24 protein-coding genes are annotated in these 25630 nt (G+C 57.9%); 11 read left to right on the forward strand and 13 right to left on the reverse strand.

Going from position 1 to position 25630, the window contains the following annotated elements; genetic code table 11:
• Nucleotides 1-39 precede the first annotated feature (39 nt).
• A complete protein-coding gene (locus tag GOW04_RS05805) occupies nucleotides 40-1374 on the reverse strand; it encodes an NAD(P)-dependent oxidoreductase (protein ID WP_171204581.1) in 1335 nt (444 codons plus the stop codon).
• Nucleotides 1375-1816: 442 nt separating this feature from the next.
• Between GOW04_RS05805 and GOW04_RS05810 the strand changes: the two genes are divergently transcribed.
• From GOW04_RS05810 to GOW04_RS05820, 3 genes are all read left to right on the forward strand, one after another.
• A complete protein-coding gene (locus tag GOW04_RS05810; protein ID WP_171231816.1) occupies nucleotides 1817-2812 on the forward strand; it encodes a hypothetical protein in 996 nt (331 codons plus the stop codon).
• Nucleotides 2813-2884: 72 nt separating this feature from the next.
• Nucleotides 2885-4177: an O-acetylhomoserine aminocarboxypropyltransferase/cysteine synthase family protein gene (locus GOW04_RS05815; RefSeq protein WP_171231817.1), complete on the forward strand. Its 1293-nt coding sequence runs from the start codon at nucleotides 2885-2887 to the stop codon at nucleotides 4175-4177.
• A 2-nt stretch (nucleotides 4178-4179) separates the two neighbouring features.
• Nucleotides 4180-4890 (forward strand): GNAT family N-acetyltransferase, encoded by a 711-nt coding sequence (locus tag GOW04_RS05820; protein WP_171228551.1) that lies wholly within the window; start codon nucleotides 4180-4182, stop codon nucleotides 4888-4890.
• Nucleotides 4891-4892: 2 nt separating this feature from the next.
• Here GOW04_RS05820 and GOW04_RS05825 read toward each other — a convergent pair whose 3' ends face one another.
• The gene (locus GOW04_RS05825; protein WP_371814353.1) at nucleotides 4893-5597 is read right to left on the reverse strand and encodes an SIMPL domain-containing protein; all 705 of its coding nucleotides are present in this window, start codon (nucleotides 5595-5597) and stop codon (nucleotides 4893-4895) included.
• 155 nt (nucleotides 5598-5752) lie between these two features.
• Here GOW04_RS05825 and GOW04_RS05830 point away from each other — a divergent pair, with 155 nt between their 5' ends.
• A complete protein-coding gene (locus tag GOW04_RS05830) occupies nucleotides 5753-7702 on the forward strand; it encodes a hypothetical protein (RefSeq protein WP_171231819.1) in 1950 nt (649 codons plus the stop codon).
• Nucleotides 7703-7791: 89 nt separating this feature from the next.
• On the opposite strand, the gene hppD is transcribed toward GOW04_RS05830, so the two are convergent.
• Complete coding sequence (gene hppD, locus GOW04_RS05835) at nucleotides 7792-8889, reverse strand: 4-hydroxyphenylpyruvate dioxygenase (RefSeq protein WP_171231820.1); 1098 nt, start codon at nucleotides 8887-8889, stop codon at nucleotides 7792-7794.
• Between the two features lie 147 nt (nucleotides 8890-9036).
• Here hppD and GOW04_RS05840 point away from each other — a divergent pair, with 147 nt between their 5' ends.
• On the forward strand, nucleotides 9037-9492 hold the full coding sequence (locus GOW04_RS05840) for an Lrp/AsnC family transcriptional regulator (RefSeq protein ID WP_152457686.1): 456 nt from the start codon (nucleotides 9037-9039) through the stop codon (nucleotides 9490-9492).
• A 20-nt stretch (nucleotides 9493-9512) separates the two neighbouring features.
• Nucleotides 9513-11393 (forward strand): monovalent cation:proton antiporter-2 (CPA2) family protein, encoded by a 1881-nt coding sequence (locus tag GOW04_RS05845; protein ID WP_171231821.1) that lies wholly within the window; start codon nucleotides 9513-9515, stop codon nucleotides 11391-11393.
• A gap of 30 nt (nucleotides 11394-11423) precedes the next feature.
• Here GOW04_RS05845 and cobT read toward each other — a convergent pair whose 3' ends face one another.
• Nucleotides 11424-12434, reverse strand: a complete 1011-nt coding sequence (gene cobT / locus GOW04_RS05850; RefSeq protein WP_171231822.1) for a nicotinate-nucleotide--dimethylbenzimidazole phosphoribosyltransferase — start codon at nucleotides 12432-12434, stop codon at nucleotides 11424-11426.
• Between the two features lie 78 nt (nucleotides 12435-12512).
• Here cobT and cobS point away from each other — a divergent pair, with 78 nt between their 5' ends.
• Nucleotides 12513-13277, forward strand: coding sequence for an adenosylcobinamide-GDP ribazoletransferase (gene cobS, locus GOW04_RS05855; RefSeq protein ID WP_171231823.1), 765 nt, complete (start codon nucleotides 12513-12515; stop codon nucleotides 13275-13277).
• Here the strand turns inward: cobS and GOW04_RS05860 are convergent.
• The 6 genes from GOW04_RS05860 to GOW04_RS05885 all read right to left on the reverse strand — a co-directional run bounded on the left by GOW04_RS05860 (nucleotide 13274) and on the right by GOW04_RS05885 (nucleotide 19177).
• Nucleotides 13274-14035, reverse strand: coding sequence for an ion channel (locus GOW04_RS05860; protein WP_171231824.1), 762 nt, complete (start codon nucleotides 14033-14035; stop codon nucleotides 13274-13276). The genes cobS and GOW04_RS05860 overlap by 4 nt on opposite strands.
• Before the next feature lie 117 nt (nucleotides 14036-14152).
• On the reverse strand, nucleotides 14153-14662 hold the full coding sequence (locus GOW04_RS05865; protein ID WP_152457681.1) for a CarD family transcriptional regulator: 510 nt from the start codon (nucleotides 14660-14662) through the stop codon (nucleotides 14153-14155).
• 282 nt (nucleotides 14663-14944) lie between these two features.
• On the reverse strand, nucleotides 14945-15283 hold the full coding sequence (gene fdxA / locus GOW04_RS05870) for a ferredoxin FdxA (protein WP_152457680.1): 339 nt from the start codon (nucleotides 15281-15283) through the stop codon (nucleotides 14945-14947).
• A 66-nt stretch (nucleotides 15284-15349) separates the two neighbouring features.
• Complete coding sequence (locus GOW04_RS05875) at nucleotides 15350-15715, reverse strand: RNA-binding S4 domain-containing protein (protein WP_152457679.1); 366 nt, start codon at nucleotides 15713-15715, stop codon at nucleotides 15350-15352.
• 6 nt (nucleotides 15716-15721) lie between these two features.
• Nucleotides 15722-18547 (reverse strand): helicase-related protein, encoded by a 2826-nt coding sequence (locus tag GOW04_RS05880; RefSeq protein ID WP_171231825.1) that lies wholly within the window; start codon nucleotides 18545-18547, stop codon nucleotides 15722-15724.
• Between the two features lie 21 nt (nucleotides 18548-18568).
• Nucleotides 18569-19177: a tetratricopeptide repeat protein gene (locus GOW04_RS05885; protein ID WP_171231826.1), complete on the reverse strand. Its 609-nt coding sequence runs from the start codon at nucleotides 19175-19177 to the stop codon at nucleotides 18569-18571.
• 30 nt (nucleotides 19178-19207) lie between these two features.
• Here GOW04_RS05885 and GOW04_RS05890 point away from each other — a divergent pair, with 30 nt between their 5' ends.
• The 4 genes from GOW04_RS05890 to GOW04_RS05905 all read left to right on the forward strand — a co-directional run bounded on the left by GOW04_RS05890 (nucleotide 19208) and on the right by GOW04_RS05905 (nucleotide 23063).
• Complete coding sequence (locus GOW04_RS05890; RefSeq protein WP_152457676.1) at nucleotides 19208-19498, forward strand: SCP2 sterol-binding domain-containing protein; 291 nt, start codon at nucleotides 19208-19210, stop codon at nucleotides 19496-19498.
• Nucleotides 19498-20472 carry an alpha/beta fold hydrolase gene (locus GOW04_RS05895; RefSeq protein WP_171231827.1) on the forward strand — a complete coding sequence of 325 codons (975 nt, stop codon included), beginning with the start codon at nucleotides 19498-19500 and terminating at the stop codon, nucleotides 20470-20472. Before GOW04_RS05890 ends, GOW04_RS05895 begins: the two co-directional genes overlap by 1 nt.
• An 84-nt stretch (nucleotides 20473-20556) precedes the next feature.
• The gene (locus GOW04_RS05900; RefSeq protein WP_171231828.1) at nucleotides 20557-22377 is read left to right on the forward strand and encodes a M3 family oligoendopeptidase; all 1821 of its coding nucleotides are present in this window, start codon (nucleotides 20557-20559) and stop codon (nucleotides 22375-22377) included.
• A 185-nt stretch (nucleotides 22378-22562) separates the two neighbouring features.
• Nucleotides 22563-23063 (forward strand): GNAT family N-acetyltransferase, encoded by a 501-nt coding sequence (locus GOW04_RS05905; RefSeq protein ID WP_171231829.1) that lies wholly within the window; start codon nucleotides 22563-22565, stop codon nucleotides 23061-23063.
• A 36-nt stretch (nucleotides 23064-23099) separates the two neighbouring features.
• On the opposite strand, the gene GOW04_RS05910 is transcribed toward GOW04_RS05905, so the two are convergent.
• The 3 genes from GOW04_RS05910 to rpoH form a co-directional block, all read right to left on the reverse strand.
• Nucleotides 23100-23369 carry a DksA/TraR family C4-type zinc finger protein gene (locus GOW04_RS05910; RefSeq protein WP_170346639.1) on the reverse strand — a complete coding sequence of 90 codons (270 nt, stop codon included), beginning with the start codon at nucleotides 23367-23369 and terminating at the stop codon, nucleotides 23100-23102.
• A 58-nt stretch (nucleotides 23370-23427) separates the two neighbouring features.
• Nucleotides 23428-24402 (reverse strand): Gfo/Idh/MocA family protein, encoded by a 975-nt coding sequence (locus tag GOW04_RS05915; RefSeq protein WP_171231830.1) that lies wholly within the window; start codon nucleotides 24400-24402, stop codon nucleotides 23428-23430.
• A gap of 249 nt (nucleotides 24403-24651) precedes the next feature.
• Complete coding sequence (gene rpoH, locus GOW04_RS05920; protein WP_171116444.1) at nucleotides 24652-25548, reverse strand: RNA polymerase sigma factor RpoH; 897 nt, start codon at nucleotides 25546-25548, stop codon at nucleotides 24652-24654.
• Nucleotides 25549-25630: the final 82 nt, after the last annotated feature.

Here is a 25630-nt window from a genome sequence, read left to right on the forward strand (position 1 = left end):
CCTCAGCAGCGAAAGGAATGGGGTGAATACCCCACCCTATCACGAAACGAGCGTTGCGTGGATGTCCATCGCCGCGTCCCGACCTTCGGCAACGGCCGTTACGGTCAGATCTTCACCGCCCGCAGCGCAGTCACCACCAGCCCAGACACCAGCCAAGGAGGTTCGGCCAGCACCGCTGACGGCGATCTTGTTGCCATCCAGCGTCAGGCCTTCGGGTGCGCCCTCCAAGGTCTGCCCAATAGCCTTGAGAACCTGATCGGCCGGCAAGCGGATCGTTTCTCCGGTTCCGATCAGCTGACCGTTCTGGCTGGATGTATATTCCAGCTCGATCTCGGTTGCGGTACCATTGCCGTGGATGGCCACCGGCTGAACATTGGTCATGATCCGAACGCCATGCGACGCTGCCAGGTCCTGCTCGTACCGGCTGGCCCCCATGGCATCCCGGCCGCGGCGATAGGCAATCGTGACGTTTTCGGCGCCCAGAAGCTTGGATTTCACGGCGGCATCCACAGCTGTCATGCCCCCGCCGATGACGACCACATTCCGTCCAACGGGCAGATCGGCAAGGTCGCTGGCCTGCCGCACGTCTGATATGAAATCGACCGCGGCCCGCACACCGTCCTTGTCGACGCCGCCTGCACGCAAGGCGTTGACACCGGCAAGACCGATGGACAGAAACACCGCGTCGTAGTTTTCGACCAGCCCATCCAATGAGATGCTTTCGCCCAAAACCGAACCGGTCTCGATTGCAATCCCTCCGATTTTCAGCAGCCAGTCCACCTCGGCCTGTGCAAAATCGTTGGTCGATTTGTAGGCTGCGATACCATATTCATTCAGGCCGCCGGGTTTGGGCTTGCTTTCGTGGATCACCACGTCATGGCCCAGCATCGCCAGCCGGTGGGCACAGGCCAGACCCGCAGGCCCGGCCCCCACAACGGCAACTGTCTTGCCGGTCGAAGGCGCACGTTCAAACGGATGCACACCCGAGGCCATGATTTCATCGGTAGCGAAACGTTGCAGGCGCCCGATCTCAACCGGCTTACCCTCGGCGGCCTCGCGAACGCAGGCCTCTTCGCACAGCGTTTCGGTTGGACAGACCCGAGCGCACATTCCGCCCAGAATATTCTGTTCCAGAATCGTGCGCCCTGCTGATTGCGGTTGACCGGCTTGAATCTGGCGAATGAACAACGGGATATCGATATCCGTTGGACAGGCCGTCACGCATGGCGCGTCATAGCAGAAATAACAGCGATCTGCGGCTACTGCGGCCTCATGCTGCGCAAGCGGCGGGTGCAGATCGGTGAAATTCGAGGTCAGCTCATCGCTTGAAAGCCGCCCGGCTACGATACCGGGTGCCATCTGGCCCTGTGCCATCACTCTACTCCCTGTAGATAAGTTTGTTATGCTCTCAGCTTGCCACAAATAAATTTTTTATCAATTGGTAAAATTTGCCAAATGGTCAAAAAATGAAAAGCCTTGCAAAAACAACTGCGTTTTTGGGCACTTCGCCCGCGGATTAAGCATGAAAAGCGTTGAAACATTGGGTCCAAAGGCAGGATTTGGCCAAGAAAGGGATGTGCGGGGATTGGCAAACAAGGTTCTGTGAGCATGGCTCACCGCCGATTTCACCTTTCGACAGGAACCGGGCCAACCTCGGAAAACCTGCAAAATGACCTTGCTCACCGCTTCCTCGGCGCGATGAGAGGAATACCATAGATAACAAGAAATCAAACTTTCGGCTTTTGACGCCCCACCCCGCTTGCTGTAACCCGGATCAAAGGGTGCCGGTTCCGGCAGCTTTCAGGAATGGGCATAGATGCAGGCAAGTTCTCGGAAATTCAACATCGCGGTTGTCGGGCAAAACAACCGCCTGCAATATGAGGCCTTGTTGTTTGCGGCCTCGCTTCGCCATTGCTCGCCCGGGTTCAAAGGCCGGCTGTTTGTCGCCACACCCAACCCGGGCCCGCGCTGGACCCACAACCCCGGCATCCAGGACGAAGACGTTCTGAAAGCCCTGAAACAGTTGGATGCCGAAATCCTGCCCTTCGACTCGCATGTTTTTGGCGAAAGCTACCCATATGGCAACAAGATCGAGGCTTTGTTGGCCCTGCCGGAAGGTGAACCCTTTGTGTTCTTTGATACGGACACGCTGATCACCGGCGACATCACAAGCGTTCCGTTCGATTTCGACCGCCCTGGAGCCTCACTGAAGGTCGAGGGCACGTGGCCAAAGCCGACGCTGTACGGCCCCGGCTTTGACGGTATCTGGCGGGCGCTTTATGCCCGCTTCGGGCTGGATTTCGAAAGCTCGGTGGATCCGGACCAACCCGATGGTTACTGGCGGCGCTACCTTTACTTCAACGCGGGTTACTTCTTTTACAAATGCCCCAGGATGTTCGGTGAACGGTACCTGGACTACGCAAGAACGATCCGGGATGAAAACATTCCCGAACTGACGGGCCAGAACCTTGACCCATGGCTGGATCAGGCAGCTCTGCCGCTGGTCATTCATTCTTTCGGCGGTGGGCGAGATGCTTTGCCGGACGGGCTTCTGGATGGGTCCGTCAGCTGCCACTATCGCCTGTTCCCTTTGCTTTATGCCCGCGAAAGCGATCACGTGATCGATGTGCTGGAAACCGTCGTGGCCCCCAACAAGGTCAAAAAAGTGCTCAAACAGTATGATCCGCTGAAAAAGCTGGTTCTTCAGGGCAAAGGCGAAAAAATCCGTGCGCTCTTTGATCAGGACAATCTGCCGCGGCGGGAACAGGCACTGCGCAACGCGATCAAAAGCAAAGGACTCTGGCTGCGCTGACAGGATCGTTGTGCGCAGGCGGGCAATGGCCTACAGATTCCGCAAGACAGATACCAACAGGAGATTTTCACGATGTCTGACGGCCCGACCTACGGTTTCGACACATTGCAAATTCATGCGGGTGCCCGCCCCGACCCGGCGACCGGAGCACGCCAGACACCGATTTATCAGACCACGGCCTATGTGTTCCAGGATGCGGACCACGCAGCGGCCCTGTTCAACCTGCAAGAGGTGGGCTTTATCTATTCCCGCCTGACCAACCCAACCGTCGCTGTTCTACAGGAACGCGTGGCGACGCTTGAAGGCGGCGTCGGGGCGGTGTGCTGCTCGTCCGGGCATGCGGCACAGATCATGGCGCTGTTTCCGCTGATGGGCCCCGGCTGCAACGTGGTCGCCTCGACCCGTTTGTATGGCGGTACGGTCACGCAGTTCAGCCAGACGATCAAACGCTTTGGCTGGTCCGCCAAGTTCGTGGACACCGATGATCTAGACGCCGTGAAGGATGCCATCGACGAAAACACCCGCGCCGTGTTCTGCGAGTCCATCGCCAATCCGGGCGGTTACGTGTCTGATATCCGTGCGTTGGCGGACGTTGCTGATGCAGCGGGCATCCCGCTGATTGTCGACAACACCTCGGCCACGCCCTACCTGTGCCGTCCGATCGAGCACGGCGCAACGCTGGTTGTGCATTCTACCACCAAGTACCTGACCGGCAACGGCACCGTCACAGGCGGGTGCATCGTGGATTCTGGCAAGTTCGACTGGTCCGCGAATGACAAATTCCCGTCACTGAGCGAACCCGAGCCTGCCTATCACGGCCTGAAGTTCCACGAGACCTTTGGCCCGCTGGCCTTCACCTTCCACGGCATTGCCATCGGTCTGCGTGATCTGGGCATGACCATGAACCCGCAGGCAGCCCATTACACGCTGATGGGGATCGAAACACTGTCGCTGCGGATGGAGCGCCACGTGGAGAACGCCCAGAAAATCGCAGCGTGGCTGGAAGCGGATGACCGGGTGGAATACGTCACCTATGCGGGATTGCCGTCATCACCGTACAAGGATCGGGTCAAATCGCAGTATCCACGTGGCGCAGGTGCATTGTTCACCTTTGCGGTGAAGGGCGGCTATGACGCCTGTATCAAACTGGTCAACGCTCTTGAGATTTTCAGCCATGTGGCCAATCTGGGCGATGCCCGCTCGTTGATCATCCATTCGGCCTCGACCACCCACCGACAACTGACGCCGGAACAACAGGAAGCCGCGGGCGCGGGCCCCGGTGTCGTGCGGGTGTCTATCGGCATCGAAGACGTGAACGACTTGATCGCGGACCTTGATCAGGCCCTCGCCAAGGCCAGCGCCTGACAATGGCCGGGCACGACACAAACGACCTTGGCCAGCCCATCGGTTTGCCGGTGTCGGGTGACTTTCCGCGCCCGACGCCGCCTTATACACCGATGGAAGGCCGGTACTGTTCTGTCGTGCCACTGGATGTGAATCGCCATGCGCCCGGACTTTTTCGGGCGTTTGCAAATGACAGGGATGGCCGTAACTGGACATACCTGCCCTATGGCCCGTTTGACAGCGAACCGGAATTTGAAGACTGGGCCCGCACCAACTGCATGGATGCAGACCCGATGTTTCATACCGTATTGGATGCGGACGAAGTGCCGGTGGGCATGGCCTCTTATCTTCGGATCGAACCCGCAGCGGGTGCCATCGAAGTCGGCCACATCCACTTTTCGCCGCTGCTGCAACGCAAGCCGCAATCGACCGAGGTCATGTACCTCATGATGAAGCGGGTTTTCGATGAGCTCGGCTATCGCCGGTACGAGTGGAAATGCGATGCACTGAATGCACCGTCACGCAATGCCGCTGAACGGCTGGGATTTACTTTCGAAGGGGTGTTCCGGCAGGCGACCCATTACAAGGGCCGCAATCGGGATACGGCGTGGTACGCGATCATCGACACCGAATGGCCGCGCATTCGCGATGCATTCGAAGCCTGGCTGTCGCCCGACAATTTTGACGGCACGGGCCAGCAGCGCAAACCGCTGATGGCCCGCGCGAAAGCGTGATCTTAGTCTGAAATCTCGAATTCCATCGAGACACTGACGGAAACCGAGACCTCGCCTCCCGCGACGGGAACACCACCCGCATCCGCCATGCTCAGCGCGCGCATTTCTGCCATCGGACGAATGCCAGCCGTTTGTTCCGAGATCGAATGAACCGGACCAAGCGTCACGCCCGCTGCCTCTGCCAACTGCTGTGCTTTGGCCGTGGCTTCGCCAACGGCCTTGGCACGCGCCTGCGCCTCGATCGGGTTGGGATCCTGCACGCCAAAGCTCAAGCCCCCGAAATCATTGGCGCCGTCCTGAATGACCGCGTCCATGATCTTCCCCAGTTGGGTCAGGTCGCGCACACGCACAAACACGCGATTGGACGCAGTAAAGCCGGTGATTTCCGGTGTCTCCCCATTCTGTCCATGACGACCCGACCAGACGGGGGACAATGACAGATCCCGTGTCTGGACGTCACGATCTTCGATACCCATCTCGGTCAGACGCGCCAGGACTTTGGAAACGGCATCCGACGTCGCCTGCATCGCAGCCGAGGCTTCGGCGTTTTCGTTGGTCACGCCCAAGGTTATCGTCGCCATATCAGGCGCAATCTGCACTGTTCCGGTTGCATCAACGTTGATGCGACGTTCTTCCGCATGAGCGGCCCCGGCAGCCGTTGCCGCCATCATCGCGGCCAGAAAAGCGAATGTCTTCAAGGTTATCACTCCAAATTACTCTGCTTTTAGATGGGTTGACGGGTCCTTGCGATACAAGAGGGGATACCGCCTTTTTCTTTCCCTCGGCGGGTTCCTGCTTTAATGTCGGTCTGCAAACGCAAAGTCGTTTGCATTGACATTGATAATTATGGTTCCTCCGGAATATGAAACCCGCTTTTGCGCTGTCTTTTTCTGCGACCGGAATAACACTGCACCACCGTTCCGATGACGACTGGTTTGTCGTCGGTACGATTCCGCTGGATGTTCCGGACTTGTCCGCACAGATACAGGCGTTGCGGGAAAAGGCATTTGCGCTGGAAAATGATCTGAGCTGCAAGCTCGTGCTGCCAGAAGATCAGGTTCGGTTTCTAAAGCTTTCGACCGATGGGTTGCTGCCGGAAGGCCGGACGGAACGTATCGAAAGTGCTCTGACCGAGGCCACGCCTTACGCCCTGTCGGAACTGAGTTATGACAGTCACACCGAAGGCGGCACGACCTTTGTTGCCGCCGTGGCGGTTGAAACTCTGGCCGAAGCACGGACCTTTGCCTCGGAACATGGTTTTGTGGTGGTGGCGTTCACTGCCGAAGACAAAGAGGGCGCGTTCCCGCGCGAGGCGTTGTTTCGCGAAACCTCGGACGCTTCCGATCTGTCACACCCGGAAAACCAGCCATCTCCGGTGGAAATGGACGCAGTTGAACAGGCTGATGATTCCGGCCTGCCCACCCATCCGATTGCCGGCACCGCCGCGCCCGAGGCTTTCCGAGTACCCCGGGAAACAGCGAAAAGCCTTGATGCATCTTCAAGGGTAAACCGGTCTGCCATTGCTGTCTTTGCCGCTGTGTTTCTCGTTGGTGGACTAGTTGGTATTTGGCTGGCATCGGGGTCCGACCCTGAACAGGATCAGGCGGAACAGAGCCCGGCGCAGGTTGCGGTTTCGACTTCTGAACCGGCCGCAGAGCCCCTGCCTGAACCAGAGCTGGACACGGCTGCGCTGGAAACCCCGCAACAAGTCGTTCCGGACCTTACGACCGATGACGCCGAAGAGCCAGCGAACGAGGCCTCAGAAACCGAGACCGGCACGCAGCCGGATCTGACTGCCACAGATGCAGCCATTCTGGAGGCCCTCAAAGTAGCCCCTACCGCGGTGGAATCCGTCGCTCAGGACCCCGAGACACAAAAAGGTGTCGAGGCCGTTACGGGCATAAGCACGACAGCGCCAGCGGCACCGGAAATACCCGAAACTGTTGAACCGCAGGAATTGTATCTGGCATCACTCGACAACGCCGATCTGTTCGAGGATGCGGTTGCCCTACCGCCCGACCCCAGTTTTGACACCGACGCTCCTTTTGAACCCGACGTATCCCCCAACATTGCGGGCACTCGGTTTGATCTGGATGAGAACGGCCTGGTCGTGCCAACACCGGAAGGCACCGTGAATCCGGAAGGGATCGTTGTTTATCTGGGGCGCCCATCCAAGGTTCCGCCTGAAACTCCGGTTCGTTTCGAAGAAGAACCGGTGGTCGACGAGGTCGACGACAGATTGGCGGGCATTCGGCCCAAGCCACGCCCTGCTGATCTGGTCGAGAATTTCGAGCGCGGTCAACTGGGTGGCCGGTCATTGGAGGAATTGGCATCCAAGCGGCCGAAAGCGCGCCCGGAAAGCCTTCAGACCAAGCCACAGGTCGATGATGCACCAACGGCCTTGGCTGTCGTAAGAGTACCGCGCCCCAAATCCCGCCCTGCCGGATTGGCCCCTGCCAAATCAACTGTTTCAAACAGTTCGAATCTTGGGTCCACAGCAGCATTGGATCAGAAATCCGATGAAGCAGGATCGTTCCAACCAAAGACCGTCGCACCCAAAATCCCTTCGACCGCGTCGGTCGCACGACAAGCCACGATCGACAACGCAATCAACCTGCGCAGGCTGAACTTGATCGGGGTCTACGGAACGCCAGCCAACAGACGCGCATTGGTGCGGCTTCCCAGCGGGCGTTACAAAAAGCTGAAAGTCGGAGACCGCCTTGATGGCGGGAAAGTGATCGCGATCAGCGACAGTGAGCTTCGATATCAGAAAAAGGGCCGCAACGTGACCCTGGCGATGCCGCGCAGCTGAAAACCGGCAATCGATCTTCTGACGTACCAACCGTCACATAAAAGCGCCGAAGGCAGATGAACTGCCCCCGGCGTGTCAGTGCGTTGCAATCAGGCTGCGGAAATCTCGCCGCTTTCGATCTGTTCGCGTTCGATGGATTCGAATAGCGCCTGGAAATTTCCCTCGCCGAAACCGTCGTCGCCCTTGCGCTGAATGAACTCGAAGAAGATCGGTCCGATGACGGTTTTCGAGAAAATCTGTAGCAGAATCCGGGTCTCACCACCGTTAACGACGCCTTCACCATCGATCAGGATGCCGTGTTTCATCATCCGGTCCAACGGCTCCTCGTGGCCGGCCACGCGGGTCTTGGACATTTCGTAATATGCCTTGTTCGGGCCCGGCATGAATTTCAGACCGTTTTCCGCAATTGCATCGGTCGAGGCGTAAATATCGTCACTGCCGACAGCAATATGCTGAATGCCTTCACCTTTGTATTTCTTCAGGTAAGACACGATTTGCCCCGTCTCACCGCGGTCTTCGTTGATCGGAATGCGGATACGACCACAAGGAGACGTCAGCGCCCGGCTGTACAACCCGGTGAACTTGCCCTGAATGTCAAAGAAACGAATTTCACGGAAGTTGAACAGGTCGCCGTAGAACTTGAACCACTTGTCCATGTTGCCCTTGTAGACGTTGTGCGTCAGGTGATCGAGATAGAAGAAACCCACACCCCGTGGTTTGGATTCCTTGATCCACTCGAATTCCTGATTGTATGGCGATGTGTCGTAATATTGATCGATAAAATAGATCAATGATCCGCCGATGCCCTTGATCGCAGGCACATTCATGGTTTTGTCAGCGCCGTAGTAAGGTTCTGCACCTTTCGATACGGCATGGTCATAGGCCTTTTGCGCATCAACAACGCGCCACCCCATGGATGGCGCGCAAGGGCCGTGCTCGTCCACGAACCTCGCGGCAAAGCTGTCGGGATCCGCGTTCAGGATATAGGTGACATCCCCTTGCTGCCACAGCTCGACGGCGGGTTTTTCTTTGTGGCGGGCCACCAGATCAAACCCCATCTTCGCGAACAGATCACGTAGCTCCTGCGGTTCAGGATGGGCAAACTCGACGAATTCAAACCCATCGGTACCGGCAGGGTTTTCTTCGCTGATAACAGATTTCGGGGCGTTGTGTGGGAAAGGACCCATGGCGCGTCTCCTTCGAAAACAGGAATTTCTTTGCTGATTCAAAAATATGACTTTTATGACGCTGTTTCTGCGCATTGTTTTCGTGTAAACTGCCGATAGGCGCGCAAAACGCGCATAAAAGTTAATAAAGGCAGGATTTTTCCGCACATGCTGGACGCGACCGACAAGCGATTGCTTTCCGCCCTGCAAAAGGACGCACACCTGACCGCGCACCAACTGGGCGAAATGCTGAACCTGTCGCCCAGTCAGGCAGGACGCCGCCGCCAGCGGCTTGAGGCCGAAGGGTACATCACCGGGTATGCCGCCCGACTGGACCCGTTGAAACTGGGTCTGCAAGTGCAAGGCTTTGTTCAGGTCCATCTTGGGACTCATGGCCCTGAACAATCTGCAAGCTTCGCCCGCATGGTCGACACCCGCCCCGAAATTACCAGCGCATGGACGATGACCGGTGAGGCAGATTACCTGCTGCACATCTATTGTGACGATCTTTCCGCGCTCAACAGCTTGCTACATTCGGTCATCCTGCCGCATCCTGCCGTTGCAAGGGTCCATAGCCAGATCGTAATGGACCAACTGAAACGCGACGCCCCCCTGCCCACCTGAACGGGCCCGAGAGGACACATATGGACGTATTCCTATATCAGGCTTCGATCTATCTGGCAGCGGCGGTCATCGCCGTTCCCCTGTCTGCACGGCTGGGACTGGGGTCGGTGCTGGGATACCTGGCCGCCGGGATCATCATTGGTCCTGTTCTTGGGCTTGTCGGCGCGGAAACGGAAAACCTTCAGCACGTTGCCGAATTCGGTGTGGTGATGATGCTGTTCCTGATCGGTCTGGAACTGGAGCCGCGCGCCCTTTGGGATATGCGCGACAAGTTGCTGGGGTTGGGCGGGTTGCAGGTTGCGTTGTCGACGGCTGCGATCGCTGCCGTGGCAATGTACGCCAACCACCCCTGGTCGGTCGCCCTGGCCGTAGGGCTGACCTTGTCGCTGTCATCCACGGCAATCGTTCTTCAGACTCTTTCGGAAAAGGGCCTGATGCGAACAAATGGCGGTCGAGCTACGTTTTCGGTGCTGCTGACGCAGGACATAGCGGTCATTCCGATCTTGGCCTTGCTTCCACTTCTGGCCTTGCCGGCCATGCCTCATATCGAATCGGATGGTTCGATTGACCGCGGGGCCGGAGACCTTCACGGCGCGGACCATCACAGCCTTTCTCTGGTCGAAGGTCTGCCGGGTTGGGCCGTCACGCTGGTTACGATCGGGGCAGTGGTGTTTGTCATCCTGGCCGGTGTCTACCTGACCCGCCCGCTGTTTCGCTTCATCCACGCGACCCGCCTGCGCGAGATGTATACTGCTCTGGCGCTTATGATCGTGGTCGGGATTTCCTTCCTGATGACCCTCGTCGGACTTTCTCCTGCCCTGGGCGCCTTCCTGGCGGGCGTGGTTCTGGCCAGTTCCGAGTTCAGACATGAAATGGAAAGCGACCTTGAGCCATTCAAAGGGCTTTTGCTTGGGCTTTTCTTCATCACGGTCGGTGCCGGTATTGATGTTGCCTATTTCTTTGATGATCCCCTTGACCTGATCGGTCTGGCGCTTCTTTTGATCCTTGCAAAAGGGATCATCCTGTATCTTGTAGGCAAGGCCTTCAAGTTGCGTGGGCGCGATCACTGGCTGTTCACCTTGGGGCTGGCGCAAGCGGGTGAGTTTGGTTTTGTTCTGCTGGCATTTTCCACGCAACAGAATGTCATCCCCCCCGACCTGTCCCAAAAACTGCTGATGATCATCGCTTTGACGATGCTGATCACACCGCTTCTGTTTATCATCTACGATCTTCTGTCGCGAAAGATCGGCGACACTTCCAAAGAACCTGTGCCGGACGAAATTGACGAAAAAGGCCCCGTCATCATCGCCGGGATTGGTCGGTTCGGGCAAATTGTAAACCGGCTGGTGCGGGCCAGCGGGTTCAAGACGGTTGTGCTGGACCACAACATCGAAACCATTCAGCTGATGCGCCGTTTCGGCGTCAAAGGGTTTCTGGGCGATCCTACACGCCCTGAATTACTGCGCGCTGCGGGATTGGAAAAAGCGTCGGTCCTTGTCGCTGCCATGGATGACCACAAACAAGTCACGCGACTTGTCGGGTATGCCAGACGGCAGCGCCCTGACCTGCACATCATCGCACGCGCCCGCGACCGGACTCATGTGTACGAGCTCTATCAGGCTGGTGCCAACGACATCGTGCGGGAGCTTTTCGACAGCTCATTGCGCGCAGGCCGCTATGTTCTGGAGAATATCGGGCTGAGTGAGTACGAGGCCGCACAGGCGGAACAGACCTTTTATCACCATGACCGGATGTCTGTTCGCGATCTCGCCGAACTATGGGTCCCGGGTCTGCCAACTGCCGAAAACAAGAAATACATCGAGCGTGCACAGCAGCTGGAAAAGGATCTGGAAACCGCGCTGCTGGAACTGGCCGAAAAACACGCCAAGAAATCCGCCTGACCCAAGCCTGTGCCCGGGTCAGGCAATGAATCAACCGTCAGACACTCCTGCCTCGGCAAAGGTTGCCATACCGGAATGGCAGGCCACGGCGCTTTTGAGAATATTGATCGCCAGCGCCCCGCCCGACCCTTCGCCCAGCCGAAGACCAAGGCTCAGTAGCGGTTCCTTGCCCAGCTTCGCCAATACGGCACCGTGTGCGGCCTCGGCGCTTTGGTGGCCGGCCACGGCGTGATCCAGCGCGGTGTCCGACAGCCTCCACAGGCAGGCAGCGGCGGCGGTACAGATAAAACCGTCAAGGATCACAGGAATGCGCAATATCCGCGCGGCGGCAATCGCCCCTGCCATCGCCGCAATCTCACGACCTCCGAGGCAGCGTAGGATTTCAAGGCCGTCCTCTGACTTGTGCAACGCTACACCTTCGGCCACAACGCGGGTCTTGTTGGTCAACCCCGAATCATCGACGCCCGTCCCACGACCTGTCCAATCGGCCGCGTCACCGCCGAACAGCGCGCAGGCAATGGCGGCTGCCGGGGTGGTGTTGCCAATGCCCATCTCGCCCACGACCAACAGATCAGCCTGCGAATCCACGGCCTGCCAGCCGGTGCGCAGCGCGTCCAGCAATTCGGCCTCCGTCATGGCCGGTGCCTGGGTGAAATCTGCGGTCGGGTTGTGCAGATCCAGCGCGTGAACATCCATCGTTGCACCCGCCGCCCGGGCCAGTTGGTTGATCGCCGCACCGCCATGTTCGAAGTTCATCACCATTTGCACGGTCACTTCCGACGGAAAAGCCGAGACCCCCTGCGCAGTGACTCCGTGGTTTCCGGCAAAGACGATGACCTGTGGCGCCGCGATCTGTGGCCGGGCATTTCCTCGCCATCCTGCGTACCAGATTGCCAAATCTTCAAGTCGCCCCAGCGCGCCCGGGGGTTTCGTCAGTTGTCCGTTTCGCTCTGCCGCGCCCTGCGCCGCGGTGGCATCCGGCCCCGGAGCCGCTGCAAGCGCAGCACGGAACGCGTTCAAATCATTCAGTTCAGGCAACATGAAAGCCTCATTGCATCAGAGTGGTCCTGTGTGTTTAACCGAAGCATCGAAACCAACAAGACCCCGAAAGGCACGGGCGTGCATAAAAACGACACCAATCCCTTTTCCCTGTGGGACATTCCGCTGGCTCTGGTGCTGTTGACCCGCCTGCCCCTGCCCCGATTGCCCGAACCTGTATTCAAGCGGCAGGCACAGGCGGCATGGGCCTTCCCCATCGCCGGGCTGGCCGTCGGAGCGATTGCCTGTCTGGTCGGATGGTTGGCAATGGTCTTTCATCTGCCCCCTTTTGTTGCCGCGGCCCTATTGGTTGCAACGTTGATCATGACGACGGGCGCGATGCACGAGGACGGTATGGCCGATACGTTCGACGGCCTCTGGGGCGGGTTCACCGCTGAACGTCGACTTGAAATCATGAAAGACAGCCAGATCGGAACCTATGGTGTTCTCGCTTTGGTTTTTTCTCAGCTTGCTCGGGTTTCGGCAGTTGCCACGATTTTGGCAACCGGGTCGATTTGGGCGATTCTGGCAGCCTGCATGTTCTCACGCGCCTTGATGCCGGTTTTGATGGCATCCCTGCCAAACGCCAGAAAATCGGGGCTGAGCCATTCGGTGGGAACCCCCGGCGCGATTTCGGTCAGCATGTCCTTGGGCCTGGCCGCTCCAATCGCCGTTTTTCTGTGCGGGGGTGCGGCGATCACCGCCATCTTCTCTGCCGCCTCGGTTGCTGCCATCTTGGCGCTGACAGCGCGCAAGAAGATCGGCGGCCAGACCGGGGACATACTTGGGGCATCGCAACAACTGGCCGAGATCGCGTTTCTGCTTGCCATCAGCGCGCAGATCTAGGACACGCCGCCTGTTTCGATCCGCAGTGTTCCACCGCAATGCTTGCAATGCACGGCATCGGGATCATGCCGATACAACCCGCAGCTTGGGCATTTGTGACGTACCTTCTGCGGCATGAATATCGCCTGCGCCAAACGGACAAACAACGCGACACCCACGACCATGATGAACACCGAGAACAGCTTGCCCCAAGGGGTGCTCAGCGTGATGTCGCCGAAGCCGGTTGTGGTCAGGGTGGCCATGGTGAAATACAGCGCGTCTATGTAAGGCGTCTGGGCGTCTTCCGGAATGAAGAACACCAAAACCGCCGTAGAGGTGGCAAAGACAAATACCATCAGATTGATTGCCGCAATCACCGCGTCTTCATGGTTGCGAAAAAAGCTGCTGTCGCGTCGCAAGTCCCTGAGCAGATGGTATGAGTGGATCAGGCGCAAGGCCCGCAGAATCCTCAGGAAAGCCAGGTTGCCCGTCAGGAACGGATCCAGAACCAGCGAGACGATGACGACAATATCCGCCAGCGTATAAATCTGGCGCAGCAACTTCCAACGATCCTTTGAAATCCAAAGCCGCGCAGAGAAGTCCAAGAAAATCAAAAAACCGATCAACTGGCTTGCAAGGACCAAGCCGGGACCATGAGGGACGTGAGCCGTTGCGACAAAGAAAATGATTGTCGCAACATCGAACAGGATCAGAGCGTACCGAAACCAGACCGAAATCGGGTCATGTCCGATATACAGATATCTAACTGTCTGCTTCATGTCCGCCCTGTAGCTTGCTGCATATACAGTGAAATTAGCGGTACTTGCGGAATTCACCAAGCCACGAAAAAGGCCGCCCCGATGGTGGAGCGGCCTGTTGTCATATCGAACTCGCTGTCAGGCAGCGCGAGAGGTCAGAACTTCGTCCACCTGTTTGGCAGCGGATACTTCGCCGGCGCCGGAAACCGCCGCGACCTCGCGGGTCAGGCGTTCCAGGGCAGCTTCGTACAGCTGACGCTCGGAATAGCTCTGCTCGCGCTGGTCGTCCGTGCGATGCAGATCGCGGACCACTTCCGCAATCGAGATCAGATCGCCCGAGTTGATTTTCTGTTCGTATTCCTGAGCACGGCGCGACCACATGGCGCGTTTGACCTTTGCCTTTCCCTTCAGCGTTTTCATCGCCTGACTGATCACGTCGGGCGAGCTGAGCGACCGCAGACCGGATTCGGTAACCTTGTTGGTCGGCACGCGCAGAGTCATCTTGTCTTTCTCAAATGAGATGACGAACAGCTCCAGAGAGAAGCCCGCGACTTCCTGTTCTTCGATCGAGATGATCTGGCCTACGCCGTGGGCGGGGTAGACAACATAGTCGTTCGGGCGGAACTCGAGCTTTTTCGACTTTGTCATTCAGTTTTTTCCTTGCTTGCGGACGGGACACAGAAAACAAAAACACCACATGCGGGGACTTTTTCAGCCCCGACAGGCGGCGATATTGTCACAAATTCAAAGCTCCAAAGCGAGCATACTTGTGGAGCGCATCCCAATCTCGGTCATCATACAAGAACCAAGTATATCACAAAAATACGACACCCGAAAGTTTACCCCACGGTAAATTTTCATATTCAACCTGTTTTCAACAGGTTGTGCCGCGTTCTTTGCGCATCAAACAGGGGTTTGAGCGCGAATCGTTCAACCACCCTCGCCCGGTGCTTCCGAGAAATACTTCTCCATCTTGCCTTCTTCACCGTCGCGTTCTTCCGCATCGGGAAGCGGATCTTTCTTGGTGACGATCACGGGCCACATTTCCGAGTACTTGCGATTGAATTCGACCCATTGATCCATGCCCGGTTCAGTATCGGGGCGGATCGCGTCGGCCGGGCATTCCGGTTCGCAAACACCGCAGTCGATGCATTCGTCGGGATGGATGACCAACGTGTTCTCACCTTCATAGAAACAGTCCACCGGACATACTTCGACACAGTCAGTATATTTGCAGGCGATACAGTTTTCGGTGACAACATAGGTCATGATCGGATTCCCGTTTGCGGTTTGAGCGTTTAGCTAATTCAGTCTGGCCTACTCTTCAAGATATGATCAGCGATCTTCGGTGCGAGAAAGATCAAGTGAACGACGATCTTTCTTTGTCGGGCGACCTTTTCCCTCAAACCCCGGATTTTTGGGCGGAACGTCCTGTTTTTCGGTCATATCGAAATACAGCGTTTGCGCTTCGGGGGCCGGACCACGGCGATCCCCGATTTTTTCGATGCGAACGACGCGGACGATACGGCCCTGAGCAAAGGTCAGAACGTCGCCCGGTGCCACGGCCTGCGCCGGTTTTTGCACCCGGTTTCCGTTCAACCTGACATGGCCGCCGCTGACCTGTTTGGCGGCCAGGCTGCGGGTCTTGAAGAACCGCGCCTGCCACAACCATTTGTCAATCCGCAGCTTGGCCTCGGCCATTTCGGATCAGTTGCCGTCCTTCAAACCCATCAGCGCGGCTGCAAACGGGTTGTCGGGATCAATCGCCTTTTCCTTTTTCGGCGGCCGCGACGAGAAGGTCTTGGCGCCCTGAGGCTTGCCGCCCTTCTTGCCATGCGGTTTGCCACGGCCATCCTGCGGTTTGCCGCGCGGTTTGCCCTTGCCCTGCCCCTGCTCGCGGCGCGGGCCTCGATTGGGCTGTCGCTGACGGGCCCAGGTGAAGGTGTAGAACACTTCAACCTCGGGTTCGTCTGACACTGGTTCTGCGGGAAGGCTGTCCGCGCCAGCCTCGGCTGCCGCCTCGGTGCCGTCGGTGGCCTCGGCTGCCGCCTCGGCGGGTGCGGCGACCTCTTCTGCCGCGACTTCACTTGCCGGGGCTTCTTCGGCGGTCGGTTTGCCCGCCTCAGCTGCCGCTGGCGGTTCGACCGGCGCAGGTTTGACTTTCGGACGCTCGCCGCGTTCCGCCTTGTATCCCAGCCCCTGCATAAGGTCTGCGAACTGATCCAGCGTCATACCGGTGATCGACAGCATATCGGGTTTGGCTTCGAATCCGCCGCGGCTGTCTTCTGCGCGCAGCATGTCCGCCAAACGTTCCAGCATGTCGATACGGATCGAACGCTCGCCCGCATCGCGGTAGCCACACATGGTGTCATAGCCCTGCGGTGCATCCTTGGCGACCGGCACGGTCACCAGGCCCGGAGGCGGCGCTTCGGGGAATTCCTGCAACCCGCTGGACAGCGCCCAGAGCACGAGACGCAGACGTGTGGGGGCCGGTTTCAGCAGCAGCGGCATGAAAATGGTGAACTGGCCGAACCGGATACCATGCTTGCGCAAGGCGCCGCGGGCGTCCTGATCAAGATCCTTGACCTCTTGTGCGACCTGGGCGCGGGGCAGGATACCCAGCGCTTCGACCATGCGGAAAGCAAAGCCTTTGGCAAGGCCGCTGAGTTCCTCATCACGGGACAGGTTCAGCAGCGGCTCGAACAGAGCGGCCACCTTGCGGTCAATGAAGTGCTGCAAACGGCGCTGCACTTTCTGCTCGACATCCGGCCCCGCCGCTTCGTCAACGAACACTTCGACCATGGGTTTGAGAGGTTCCGCCCCGGCAACCAGCTTGCCAACGGCGTATTCACCCCACATCAGGCCACCCTGATCAGTGAAATCAATTTCAGTATCGGGCGCGTTGTAGAAGCGATCGGCGCGCAGATGGAATTGCGGCGCGAGTGCTTGCAGAGACGCCGATTTCAGAGCTTTCGCCTCGGTTCCCTGCGCGCTTTTGTCCGGGATGAACCGGAACCCTTCCAGACGACCGACGAATTCGCCTTCGACGGTCACTTCACCCTTGTCATTTACTTCGGCCAAAAGGGCCTCCTTCTGTTTGAGCCGGCGCAACAAAACCGATGTGCGCCGATCCACAAATCTTTGCGTGAGACGCTCATGCAGAGCGTCGGACAGTCTGTCTTCTACAGTGCGGGTTTCGTCACGCCAATGTGATTCGTCACGAACCCACCCTTTCCGCTGCGCAACATATGTCCACGTGCGAATATATGCCAATCTTTTAGATAAAGCGTCGATATCGCCGTGGGTCTGATCGATCCGTCTGATCTGCCGTGCCATGAACTCGTCGGGAATGGTTCCCCGTTCATGCAGATGGCCATAGATCACCTCCAGCAAGCTGGCGTGTTCCGCGTGGCTGATACCGCGAAAATCAGGGATTCTGCACACATCCCACAACAACCGGATGGACGGGCCGTCGCTTGCACGGGCGACAACCTCGGTCACTTGCGACAGCGATTTCAACGCGTTCAGGTCATCAGCAGGGCGGGCCTTGATCAGGTGTTCATCATCCGGGCTGACCTCAAGCGAGTCGATCAACGCTTCAATCGAGCCGAACCGAAGGGCGGCGTTCCGCCAGTTCAGCTTTTTCATCGGCGTAAACCGGCTGTCCATTATCGCCTGTGCCACGCCCTCGTCCAGCGGCGGGGCCTCTCCGGTTACGCCGAAGGTGCCATCCGACATCCCGCGACCTGCCCGGCCTGCGATCTGCGCCAGCTCGTTCGGCGCAAGCGGACGCATCCTGCGCCCATCGAATTTGGACAGGGATGAAAACGCAACGTGGTTCACATCCAGGTTCAACCCCATCCCGATAGCGTCCGTGGCAACCAGGTAATCAACCTCGCCGTTTTGATACAGGTCCACCTGTGCATTCCGGGTCCGCGGGCTGAGCGCCCCCATGACCACCGCGGCACCACCTTTCTGGCGGCGCAGCAATTCGGCGATGGCATAGACGTTTTCAACCGAGAACCCCACGATGGCGCTGCGCGCAGGCATCCGGCTGATCTTTCTGGAGCCCGAGTAAACCAGCTGTGACATCCGCTCTCGCCGCACGAACTGCGCCTGGGGGACCAGCGCCGAAATCGGGCCACGCATTGTGTCCGAGCCCAGGAACAATGTCTCGTTCGTGCCGCGAGACCTGAGCAGACGGTCGGTGAAGACGTGACCCCGTTCCGGATCGGCACAGAGCTGGATCTCATCGATGGCAACAAAATCAGCGCCCATGCCTTCCGGCATCGCCTCAACCGTGCACACCCAATACTGGGCGCGGGGCGGTACGATCCGTTCTTCACCCGTGACCAGCGCCACCACCGACGGCCCACGGATCGCAACGATCTTGTCATAGACCTCGCGCGCCAGCAGGCGCAGCGGCAGACCGATCACGCCGGTCCGATGGCCCAGCATGCGTTCGATAGCGTAATGGGTTTTACCAGTGTTGGTCGGGCCAAGTACGGCCACGATTCGGGATGACCCGCTCACATTCGCCCCCTGCCCCGAGCCTTACAGCGCCTTGCCTTCAACCTGAGGCTTCAGCCGATTCACGGCATTGGTTACTTCTTCGTGATGAGGATGTATAGACAACGCCCGAGAATAAGCCTCGTAGGCTTTCCGAGGTTCCCCGATAACTTCAAAGATCAGACCCAGACCGTAAATAGCCTCATAGTGATTTGGATTCAGCGTCAGCACATGTTCCAGATCGGCGGCTGCCATACCAAATCGCTCGACCCCGAAAAAGGCAGATGCGCGCAGATGCCAGCCTTCGGCAAAATCAGGCGCGTGATCCGTCAGCGCGGTCAGGTGATCCAGAGCAGCGTCGACGTCGCCCTCATCCAAGGCCTCGCGTCCCCGCTCCAGCAGCAGATCAGCCGACGCAGACCCCGATTGCGACCACAGCGCCTGCAACTGCCGATCCAGTGCAATTGCCTGTTCCGGGGTCGACTGCGCCAGTTTTTGCAGCAACGCATCCTCGTCCCGTGAATCCGCCTGCTGCGCGAAACAATTGGTGGAAAACGTGACTAGGACAAAAAGTGCCGCAACGGTACCTTTGAGATTGTGAATTGCAATGCTCATAACAATAGTCAGTGTAGCGTTGCGACCGGGGATGTCCATTCACGGCGCACTAACAATATGAGGAAAAGCATGAGCGAGACTCTTGAAAAGGCGGCTGCCGCACTGAACGAAAAACTGGATGGCGGCGCGTTTGATGACACGGCCAAGTTCGCCATCACCGATCTGGGTTCGATCGTTCTGGACGAAAACGGTGCGCGGGTCAGCGATGAAGAGGCCAGTGTCACCATGAGCGCTGATGCAGAGACATTCGAACAGATCCTCAGCGGTGAGCTGAATCCGACCGGCGCGTTCATGTCCGGAAAGCTGAGCATTGACGGCGACATGGGTGTTGCCATGAAGCTTGCCTCGGTGCTGGCCTGATGGAGTTGTCGCCGGCCCCCTTTTTTGAAGACGTGGCCGGCGGACCTGCCGGTGGAAAGGCCCATTGGTTGACGACGTCTGACCAAAAACGCATTCGCGTGGGTCACTGGCTTCCGGATGATGGCGCACATGGCACCGTCATGATGTTCCCCGGACGCACCGAATATATCGAAAAATATGGCAGTACCGCCGGTGAATTCGCGAAGCGCGGCTTTGCGATGCTGGCCGTGGACTGGCGCGGTCAGGGTCTTGCGGATCGGTTGCTGGACAACCCACGCATCGGCCATGTCGATCATTTCACCGATTACCAATATGATGTTCAGTCAACCCTGGACCTTGCAAACGCTCTGGAATTGCCCAAGCCGTGGTACGTCGTCGGGCATTCGATGGGCGGTGCCATCGGGTTGCGTGCCGTCATCGAAAAAGGGTGTTTTGCCGCGTGCGCGTTCACCGGCCCGATGTGGGGAATTTTCTTCACTCCGGTCATGAAACCTCTGAGCCGCGTTACAGCGTATTGGGGCACCGCGCTTGGCCTTGGCGAACGCACCCCCCCGACCACGACGCTTGAAAGCTATGTCCTGTCGCAACCTTTCGACGGGAATATGCTGACCCGCGACCCGGACATGTACCGGATGATGCAAAATCAGCTGAATGCGCATCCCGAACTGGCTCTTGGTGCCCCTTCCAACCGCTGGCTGCGCGAGTCGCTGGACGAATGCGAATGGTTGATGGAACAGCCCGCCCCAAAAACACCCTGTCTGACTTTTCTGGGCAGCCACGAACAAATCGTCGATCGCAAGGCCATACGGGCGCGCATGGCCAATTGGCCGAATGGTACATTGATCGAAATCCCGAACGGTGAACATGAAGTGCTGATGGAAGCACCGGACGTTCGGGGCCCGGTTCTGGACCAGCTTGCCAGGCATTTCCGGGCCAACCAATCAAACGGGGCGTCCAAGCTGGTTTCCACGTAAACCTTTTCACCTTGGGATTGGCCGCTTGTGATCCGCGCGCGCCAACCCTAGATGTTTGCAAAAGCAGTCTACAAAAGGTGATCCATGCGCGACCTTCCCTTTCCCGTCCGTGACGCAAACGCAATGGGCGGTGCCGACAATCTGGGCAATCTTCCCGAATGGGATCTGACGGATCTCTACGCCTCTGAAGAGGCGCCCGAACTGGCGCGCGACCTGGACTGGCTGGAAGGCGAATGTGCCGCCTTTGCGGCAGACTATGAAGGCAAGCTGGCAGAGCTGGACGCCGCGGCCCTTTTGGCCTGCGTTCAGCGCAATGAAAAGATCAACGCCGTCGCGGGCCGTATCATGTCCTTTGCCGGCCTGCGCTATTACCAACTGACCACCGACGCAGAGCGGGCCAAGTTCCTGTCGGACATGCAGGAAAAGATCACCGTGTTCACAACGCCTCTGGTGTTTTTCACGCTCGAGATCAACCGGATCGAAGATGATGTGCTTGGGGCGCATTTTGCTGCCAACCCAGATCTTGCCCGATACGAGCCCGTGTTCCGGCGCATCCGCGCGATGAAGCCCTATCAGCTGTCTGACGAGCTGGAAAAATTCCTGCACGATCTGGGCATTGTCGGCGACGCGTGGGAGCGTCTTTTCGACGAAACCATCGCCGGACTGACCTTTACGGTGGACGGCGAAGAGCTGAACATCGAAGGCACCCTGAACCTGTTGACCGAACAGGACCGGTCCAAGCGCGAGGCCGCGGCGCGCGAACTGGCCCGCGTGTTTCAGGAGAACATCAAAACATTTGCCCGTGTCCACAACACGCAGGCCAAAGAGAAAGAAATCGTCGATCGCTGGCGCAAGATGCCGACCGCGCAAACAGGGCGTCACTTGTCGAACGATGTCGAGCCCGAAGTGGTCGAAGCCCTGCGCGAGGCGGTCGTAGCCGCCTATTCCAAACTCAGCCATCGGTACTATGAGCTCAAGCGCAAGTGGCTGGGGCTGGATGTGATGCAGGTCTGGGACCGCAACGCGCCGCTGCCGATGGAAGACACCCGCACCGTGTCGTGGGAGGACGCCGAGAAAACCGTGATGGAAGCCTACGCCGCCTTCGATCCCCGCATGGCCGACATCGCGGCGCCGTTCTTCTCGAAAGGTTGGATCGACGCGGCGGTTAAACCCGGCAAGGCCCCGGGCGCCTTCGCGCATCCCACCGTGACCGAGGTGCATCCTTACGTGATGCTCAACTATCTGGGCAAACCGCGCGACGTGATGACGCTTGCGCACGAGCTGGGCCACGGCGTGCATCAGGTGCTGGCTGCCGATCAGGGCGAGATGCTGTCCTCGACGCCCCTGACGCTGGCCGAAACCGCCAGCGTCTTCGGCGAGATGCTGACCTTCCGCAAGATGCTGGACCAGGCCGAAACGCCCGAACAGCGCAAGGTTCTGCTGGCCGGCAAGGTCGAGGACATGATCAACACGGTGGTCCGCCAGATCGCCTTCTACGACTTTGAATGCAAACTGCACGCCGCCCGCCGCGAGGGGGAGCTGACCCCAGACGACATCAATGCCCTGTGGATGAGCGTTCAAGCCGAAAGCCTTGGCCCGGCATTCGAATTCATGGACGGGTACGAGACCTTCTGGGCTTATATCCCGCACTTTGTTCATTCGCCCTTCTACGTTTACGCCTATGCCTTCGGCGACGGGTTGGTGAACGCGCTATACTCGGTCTATGAAAGCGGTGCCGAAGGTTTCGAGGACAAGTATTTCGAAATGCTGCGCGCAGGTGGATCAAAGCACCACAAGGAACTGCTGGCCCCGTTCGGGCTGGATGCCAGTGACCCGAAATTCTGGGACAAGGGCCTGTCGATGATCTCGGGCTTCATTGACGAGCTGGAGGCGATGGAGGGCTGAGACGCCCGTAACAGAGGGTGGCGACATCTGCCTTGTGGAAAAAACTTGCCATGCCCGGCAATGTCGCGCCCAAGGGGACCTTGAATGCCCGCTACGCGGACAATGCTGCCGTTCCTCATGAACTGGTTTTCAACCGAACAATCGACTAGCCTTATCGTTGAATTATTCACAGATCGACTATGGGCATGAGCAACAAAAATTTTCGCAACGCTTCACTAACGGATGCAACCCGCTGCTTTGAAATTGAGACGCTAGCCTACGACGGCGATGAGGCAGCGACACATGAAAAAATTTTCAAGCGCATCGTTGAGTATCCACAAGGCTTTTTAATCCTGGAAGTCGACAACCAAATCGTTGGCTTCGTAAACAGCGGATGCGCGTATGATGTTGAAATGTCTGACGAAGACTTCAAAGAACTCATCGGGCATGACCCGGTTGCTCCAAATGTCGTGATTATGTCAGTGGTAGTAGATCCGGCACATCAGGGCCTTGGCTTGTCCACCGCGCTAATGTCTGAATTCGTCAAGCGCATGACTGACGCGAAAAAAGAAACCATCCATCTTATGTGCAAAGAACACCACGTCCCCCTCTATGAGAAGTTTGGCTATCGGTACACTCAGCCATCCGCATCTGATCACGGTGGGGTGCGGTGGCATGAAATGATGATGGACCTCCGTAGAGACTGAAATGCTAGGTATGGGCTCATCGCGGCCATACCAAGATCACTTCAACTGACTGTCTTTCGACCCCCGCCGATTGACACCGCCGCGCGCCTTGAACGCGCCGTCCCGCTCTTGCTGGCAATCCAGGCAGAGCTTTACTCCCGGCAACGCGACGCGACGCTTTTCCGGTATGGGTTCCTCGCATTCGGCACAATGGGTCAGGCTTTCGCCCTGGGGCCGCTTTTGCGCCTGCATCCGCGCCAGTTCATCTGAGATCGACGCTTCGATCTGTTCGCTCACGGCGCCGTCGCGTGCCCAACCTCCGGCCATCGGTCATCTCCTGAAATTGTGACACTCAGGATAGCTGAGCCGTTGGCCGCAACGCAAGTTACAGTGAAACCGCGCCCTCGAATACACGATCAATCACCTCTTGCGTCCCGCGTGAGAATTCCAAAGGGCAGGGATACTCCGCCCCGTCCCTGATTGATCGGCAAAAGGCCTCGACCTGCAACTTGTAATGGTCTGCTCCGGGGAAGCGAATGACCTGAACTTCAAGCCCCGGCCGGTGCAGCTCAACCCGAGCCTCGCCAAACACACGCGCATTGAACGGGGTCGTCAGACGGATCAAACCGCTTTCGCCGTGAAATACCATCTCTTGATGGGGATGCATCCGTATGGACACATAGCTGGAATAGGTAAATCCAGGGAACTGCGCGCGAATTTCAGTGAAGATGTCGATATCATCCTGCCAACGGATCGCGGATTGCACCGACACAGGCTCTTGCCCGGTTGCAAAGCGTGCTCCACCGATCACGTAGACCCCGATGTCACGCAATCCTCCGCCGCCCGTTTCCGCACGGTTTCGAATGTTCCGAGTGTCAGAGCGATTGTCGAAACTGAATGCACCGGTCACATGTACCAAATTTCCGATGGCACCATCTGCGATCAGTTTCCTTGCAAGCTGCCATTGAGGGTGATGGACGATCATGTATGCCTCGGCGGCCAGTAGGCCGCTTTGGTCCCGCTTTTGGATCAATGCATCGAATTCATCCGCCTTCATGGTCATGGGCTTTTCGCACAGAACATGCTTGCCAGCGCTCAAAGCCTTAAGGCTCCATTCCGCATGCATATGGTTGGGCAACGGGATGTAGACAGCGTCGATTCCGGCGTCTGCCAACAACGCATCATAGCTGTCAAATACTTGCAAATCCGGGCAAAAGGACTGAAACGGTTCTGCCTTTGCGGTATCCGAGGTTGCCAGCGCGGCCAAGCGCGCGCCATTGGCGGCATGTATCGCCGGGGCCATGTATTCGCGCGCAAATTTCGCTGCACCCAATACACCAAATTGAACCGGTCTTTGCATTGCACCCTCCGTACTCGGCTTGTTTCAAATTACGCGCTTCCCGAGGGGTCACCAGCGCTCGTTCTGCTGCGAAATCAAAGACAAAACACGTCTTTTCCTAACACAGCTTTCGACCTTCAGCCATTGATTTAGGGCTTTGGTTCAGTTTCCGCCAACACTCGCAAAAAACGCCCCCTGATCATCAGAGGGCGTTTTCCGTCATTGCTTGAACGCGATGAATCTTCCTGCGAGGCAAGAAGGGCGCAACTGTTAGCTTACGCCCAACATGCCTTTTTCCCGCGCCAGATCCCGCATTTTCTTTTGCAGCTTCTCGAACGCGCGCACTTCGATCTGGCGAATGCGCTCACGGCTTACGTTGTACTGTGTGCTCAACTCCTCGAGCGTGACCGGCTGATCCATCAGACGGCGCTGGGTCAGGATATCCTTTTCCCGATCATTCAGCACATCCAAAGCCGCCGCCAGCAATTCCCGACGCGCTTCCAGTTCATCGCGTGCTTCGTAGTCACCGGCCTGATCGGCATCCTCATCCTCAAGCCAGTCCTGCCATTGCATGGTGCCTTCGCCTTCGGACCCGACCGTGGCGTTCAGGGACGCATCGCCACCGGACATCCGGCGGTTCATGCTGATCACTTCTTCTTCGGTCACGCCCAGATCAGTGGCGATCTTCTTGACGTTTTCAGGGCGCAGGTCGCCCTCTTCCAGTGCGCCGATGCGGGCCTTGGCCTTGCGCAGATTAAAGAACAGCTTTTTCTGCGCCGAGGTTGTGCCCAGTTTCACCAGAGACCAGGATCGCAGGATGTATTCCTGGATCGAGGCACGTATCCACCACATTGCATAGGTCGCCAGACGGAAGCCTTTTTCAGGGTCAAACCGTTTGACCGCCTGCATCAGGCCCACATTGGCCTCGGAAATCACTTCGGCCTGCGGCAGACCATAGCCGCGATAGCCCATGGCGATCTTGGCCGCCAGACGCAGGTGAGACGTCACCATCTTGTGCGCGGCTTCGGTGTCCTGCTCTTCGACCCAGCGTTTGGCCAGCATGTATTCTTCTTCCGGCTCCAGCAGAGGAAACTTGCGGATTTCCTGCATATAGCGATTCAGGCCGCCCTCGGGCGTCGGTGCGGGAAGATTTGCGTAGTTTGCCATTATTGTGTCCCTCCGACAAATGTTTAGATGTTTAACATAGGATATGGGTAAGGAACCCTTCCCATTCAAGAGGTGCTGCTAA

Source organism: Ruegeria sp. HKCCA4812, assembly GCF_013034245.1.
In the GTDB taxonomy this organism is placed as follows: domain Bacteria; phylum Pseudomonadota; class Alphaproteobacteria; order Rhodobacterales; family Rhodobacteraceae; genus Ruegeria.

What these genes read in the sequence shown, in the direction of transcription:
- GOW04_RS05805 (WP_171204581.1), bottom strand. Translation starts at nt 1,374, where the DNA reads ATGGCACAGGGCCAGATGGCACCCGGTATCGTAGCCGGGCGGCTTTCA.
- GOW04_RS05810 (WP_171231816.1), top strand. Translation starts at nt 1,817, where the DNA reads ATGCAGGCAAGTTCTCGGAAATTCAACATCGCGGTTGTCGGGCAAAAC.
- GOW04_RS05815 (WP_171231817.1), top strand. Translation starts at nt 2,885, where the DNA reads ATGTCTGACGGCCCGACCTACGGTTTCGACACATTGCAAATTCATGCG.
- GOW04_RS05820 (WP_171228551.1), top strand. Translation starts at nt 4,180, where the DNA reads ATGGCCGGGCACGACACAAACGACCTTGGCCAGCCCATCGGTTTGCCG.
- GOW04_RS05830 (WP_171231819.1), top strand. Translation starts at nt 5,753, where the DNA reads ATGAAACCCGCTTTTGCGCTGTCTTTTTCTGCGACCGGAATAACACTG.
- hppD (WP_171231820.1), bottom strand. Translation starts at nt 8,889, where the DNA reads ATGGGTCCTTTCCCACACAACGCCCCGAAATCTGTTATCAGCGAAGAA.
- GOW04_RS05840 (WP_152457686.1), top strand. Translation starts at nt 9,037, where the DNA reads ATGCTGGACGCGACCGACAAGCGATTGCTTTCCGCCCTGCAAAAGGAC.
- GOW04_RS05845 (WP_171231821.1), top strand. Translation starts at nt 9,513, where the DNA reads ATGGACGTATTCCTATATCAGGCTTCGATCTATCTGGCAGCGGCGGTC.
- cobT (WP_171231822.1), bottom strand. Translation starts at nt 12,434, where the DNA reads ATGTTGCCTGAACTGAATGATTTGAACGCGTTCCGTGCTGCGCTTGCA.
- GOW04_RS05860 (WP_171231824.1), bottom strand. Translation starts at nt 14,035, where the DNA reads ATGAAGCAGACAGTTAGATATCTGTATATCGGACATGACCCGATTTCG.
- GOW04_RS05865 (WP_152457681.1), bottom strand. Translation starts at nt 14,662, where the DNA reads ATGACAAAGTCGAAAAAGCTCGAGTTCCGCCCGAACGACTATGTTGTC.
- fdxA (WP_152457680.1), bottom strand. Translation starts at nt 15,283, where the DNA reads ATGACCTATGTTGTCACCGAAAACTGTATCGCCTGCAAATATACTGAC.
- GOW04_RS05875 (WP_152457679.1), bottom strand. Translation starts at nt 15,715, where the DNA reads ATGGCCGAGGCCAAGCTGCGGATTGACAAATGGTTGTGGCAGGCGCGG.
- GOW04_RS05885 (WP_171231826.1), bottom strand. Translation starts at nt 19,177, where the DNA reads ATGGACATCCCCGGTCGCAACGCTACACTGACTATTGTTATGAGCATT.
- GOW04_RS05890 (WP_152457676.1), top strand. Translation starts at nt 19,208, where the DNA reads ATGAGCGAGACTCTTGAAAAGGCGGCTGCCGCACTGAACGAAAAACTG.
- GOW04_RS05895 (WP_171231827.1), top strand. Translation starts at nt 19,498, where the DNA reads ATGGAGTTGTCGCCGGCCCCCTTTTTTGAAGACGTGGCCGGCGGACCT.
- GOW04_RS05900 (WP_171231828.1), top strand. Translation starts at nt 20,557, where the DNA reads ATGCGCGACCTTCCCTTTCCCGTCCGTGACGCAAACGCAATGGGCGGT.
- GOW04_RS05905 (WP_171231829.1), top strand. Translation starts at nt 22,563, where the DNA reads ATGAGCAACAAAAATTTTCGCAACGCTTCACTAACGGATGCAACCCGC.
- GOW04_RS05910 (WP_170346639.1), bottom strand. Translation starts at nt 23,369, where the DNA reads ATGGCCGGAGGTTGGGCACGCGACGGCGCCGTGAGCGAACAGATCGAA.
- GOW04_RS05915 (WP_171231830.1), bottom strand. Translation starts at nt 24,402, where the DNA reads ATGCAAAGACCGGTTCAATTTGGTGTATTGGGTGCAGCGAAATTTGCG.
- rpoH (WP_171116444.1), bottom strand. Translation starts at nt 25,548, where the DNA reads ATGGCAAACTACGCAAATCTTCCCGCACCGACGCCCGAGGGCGGCCTG.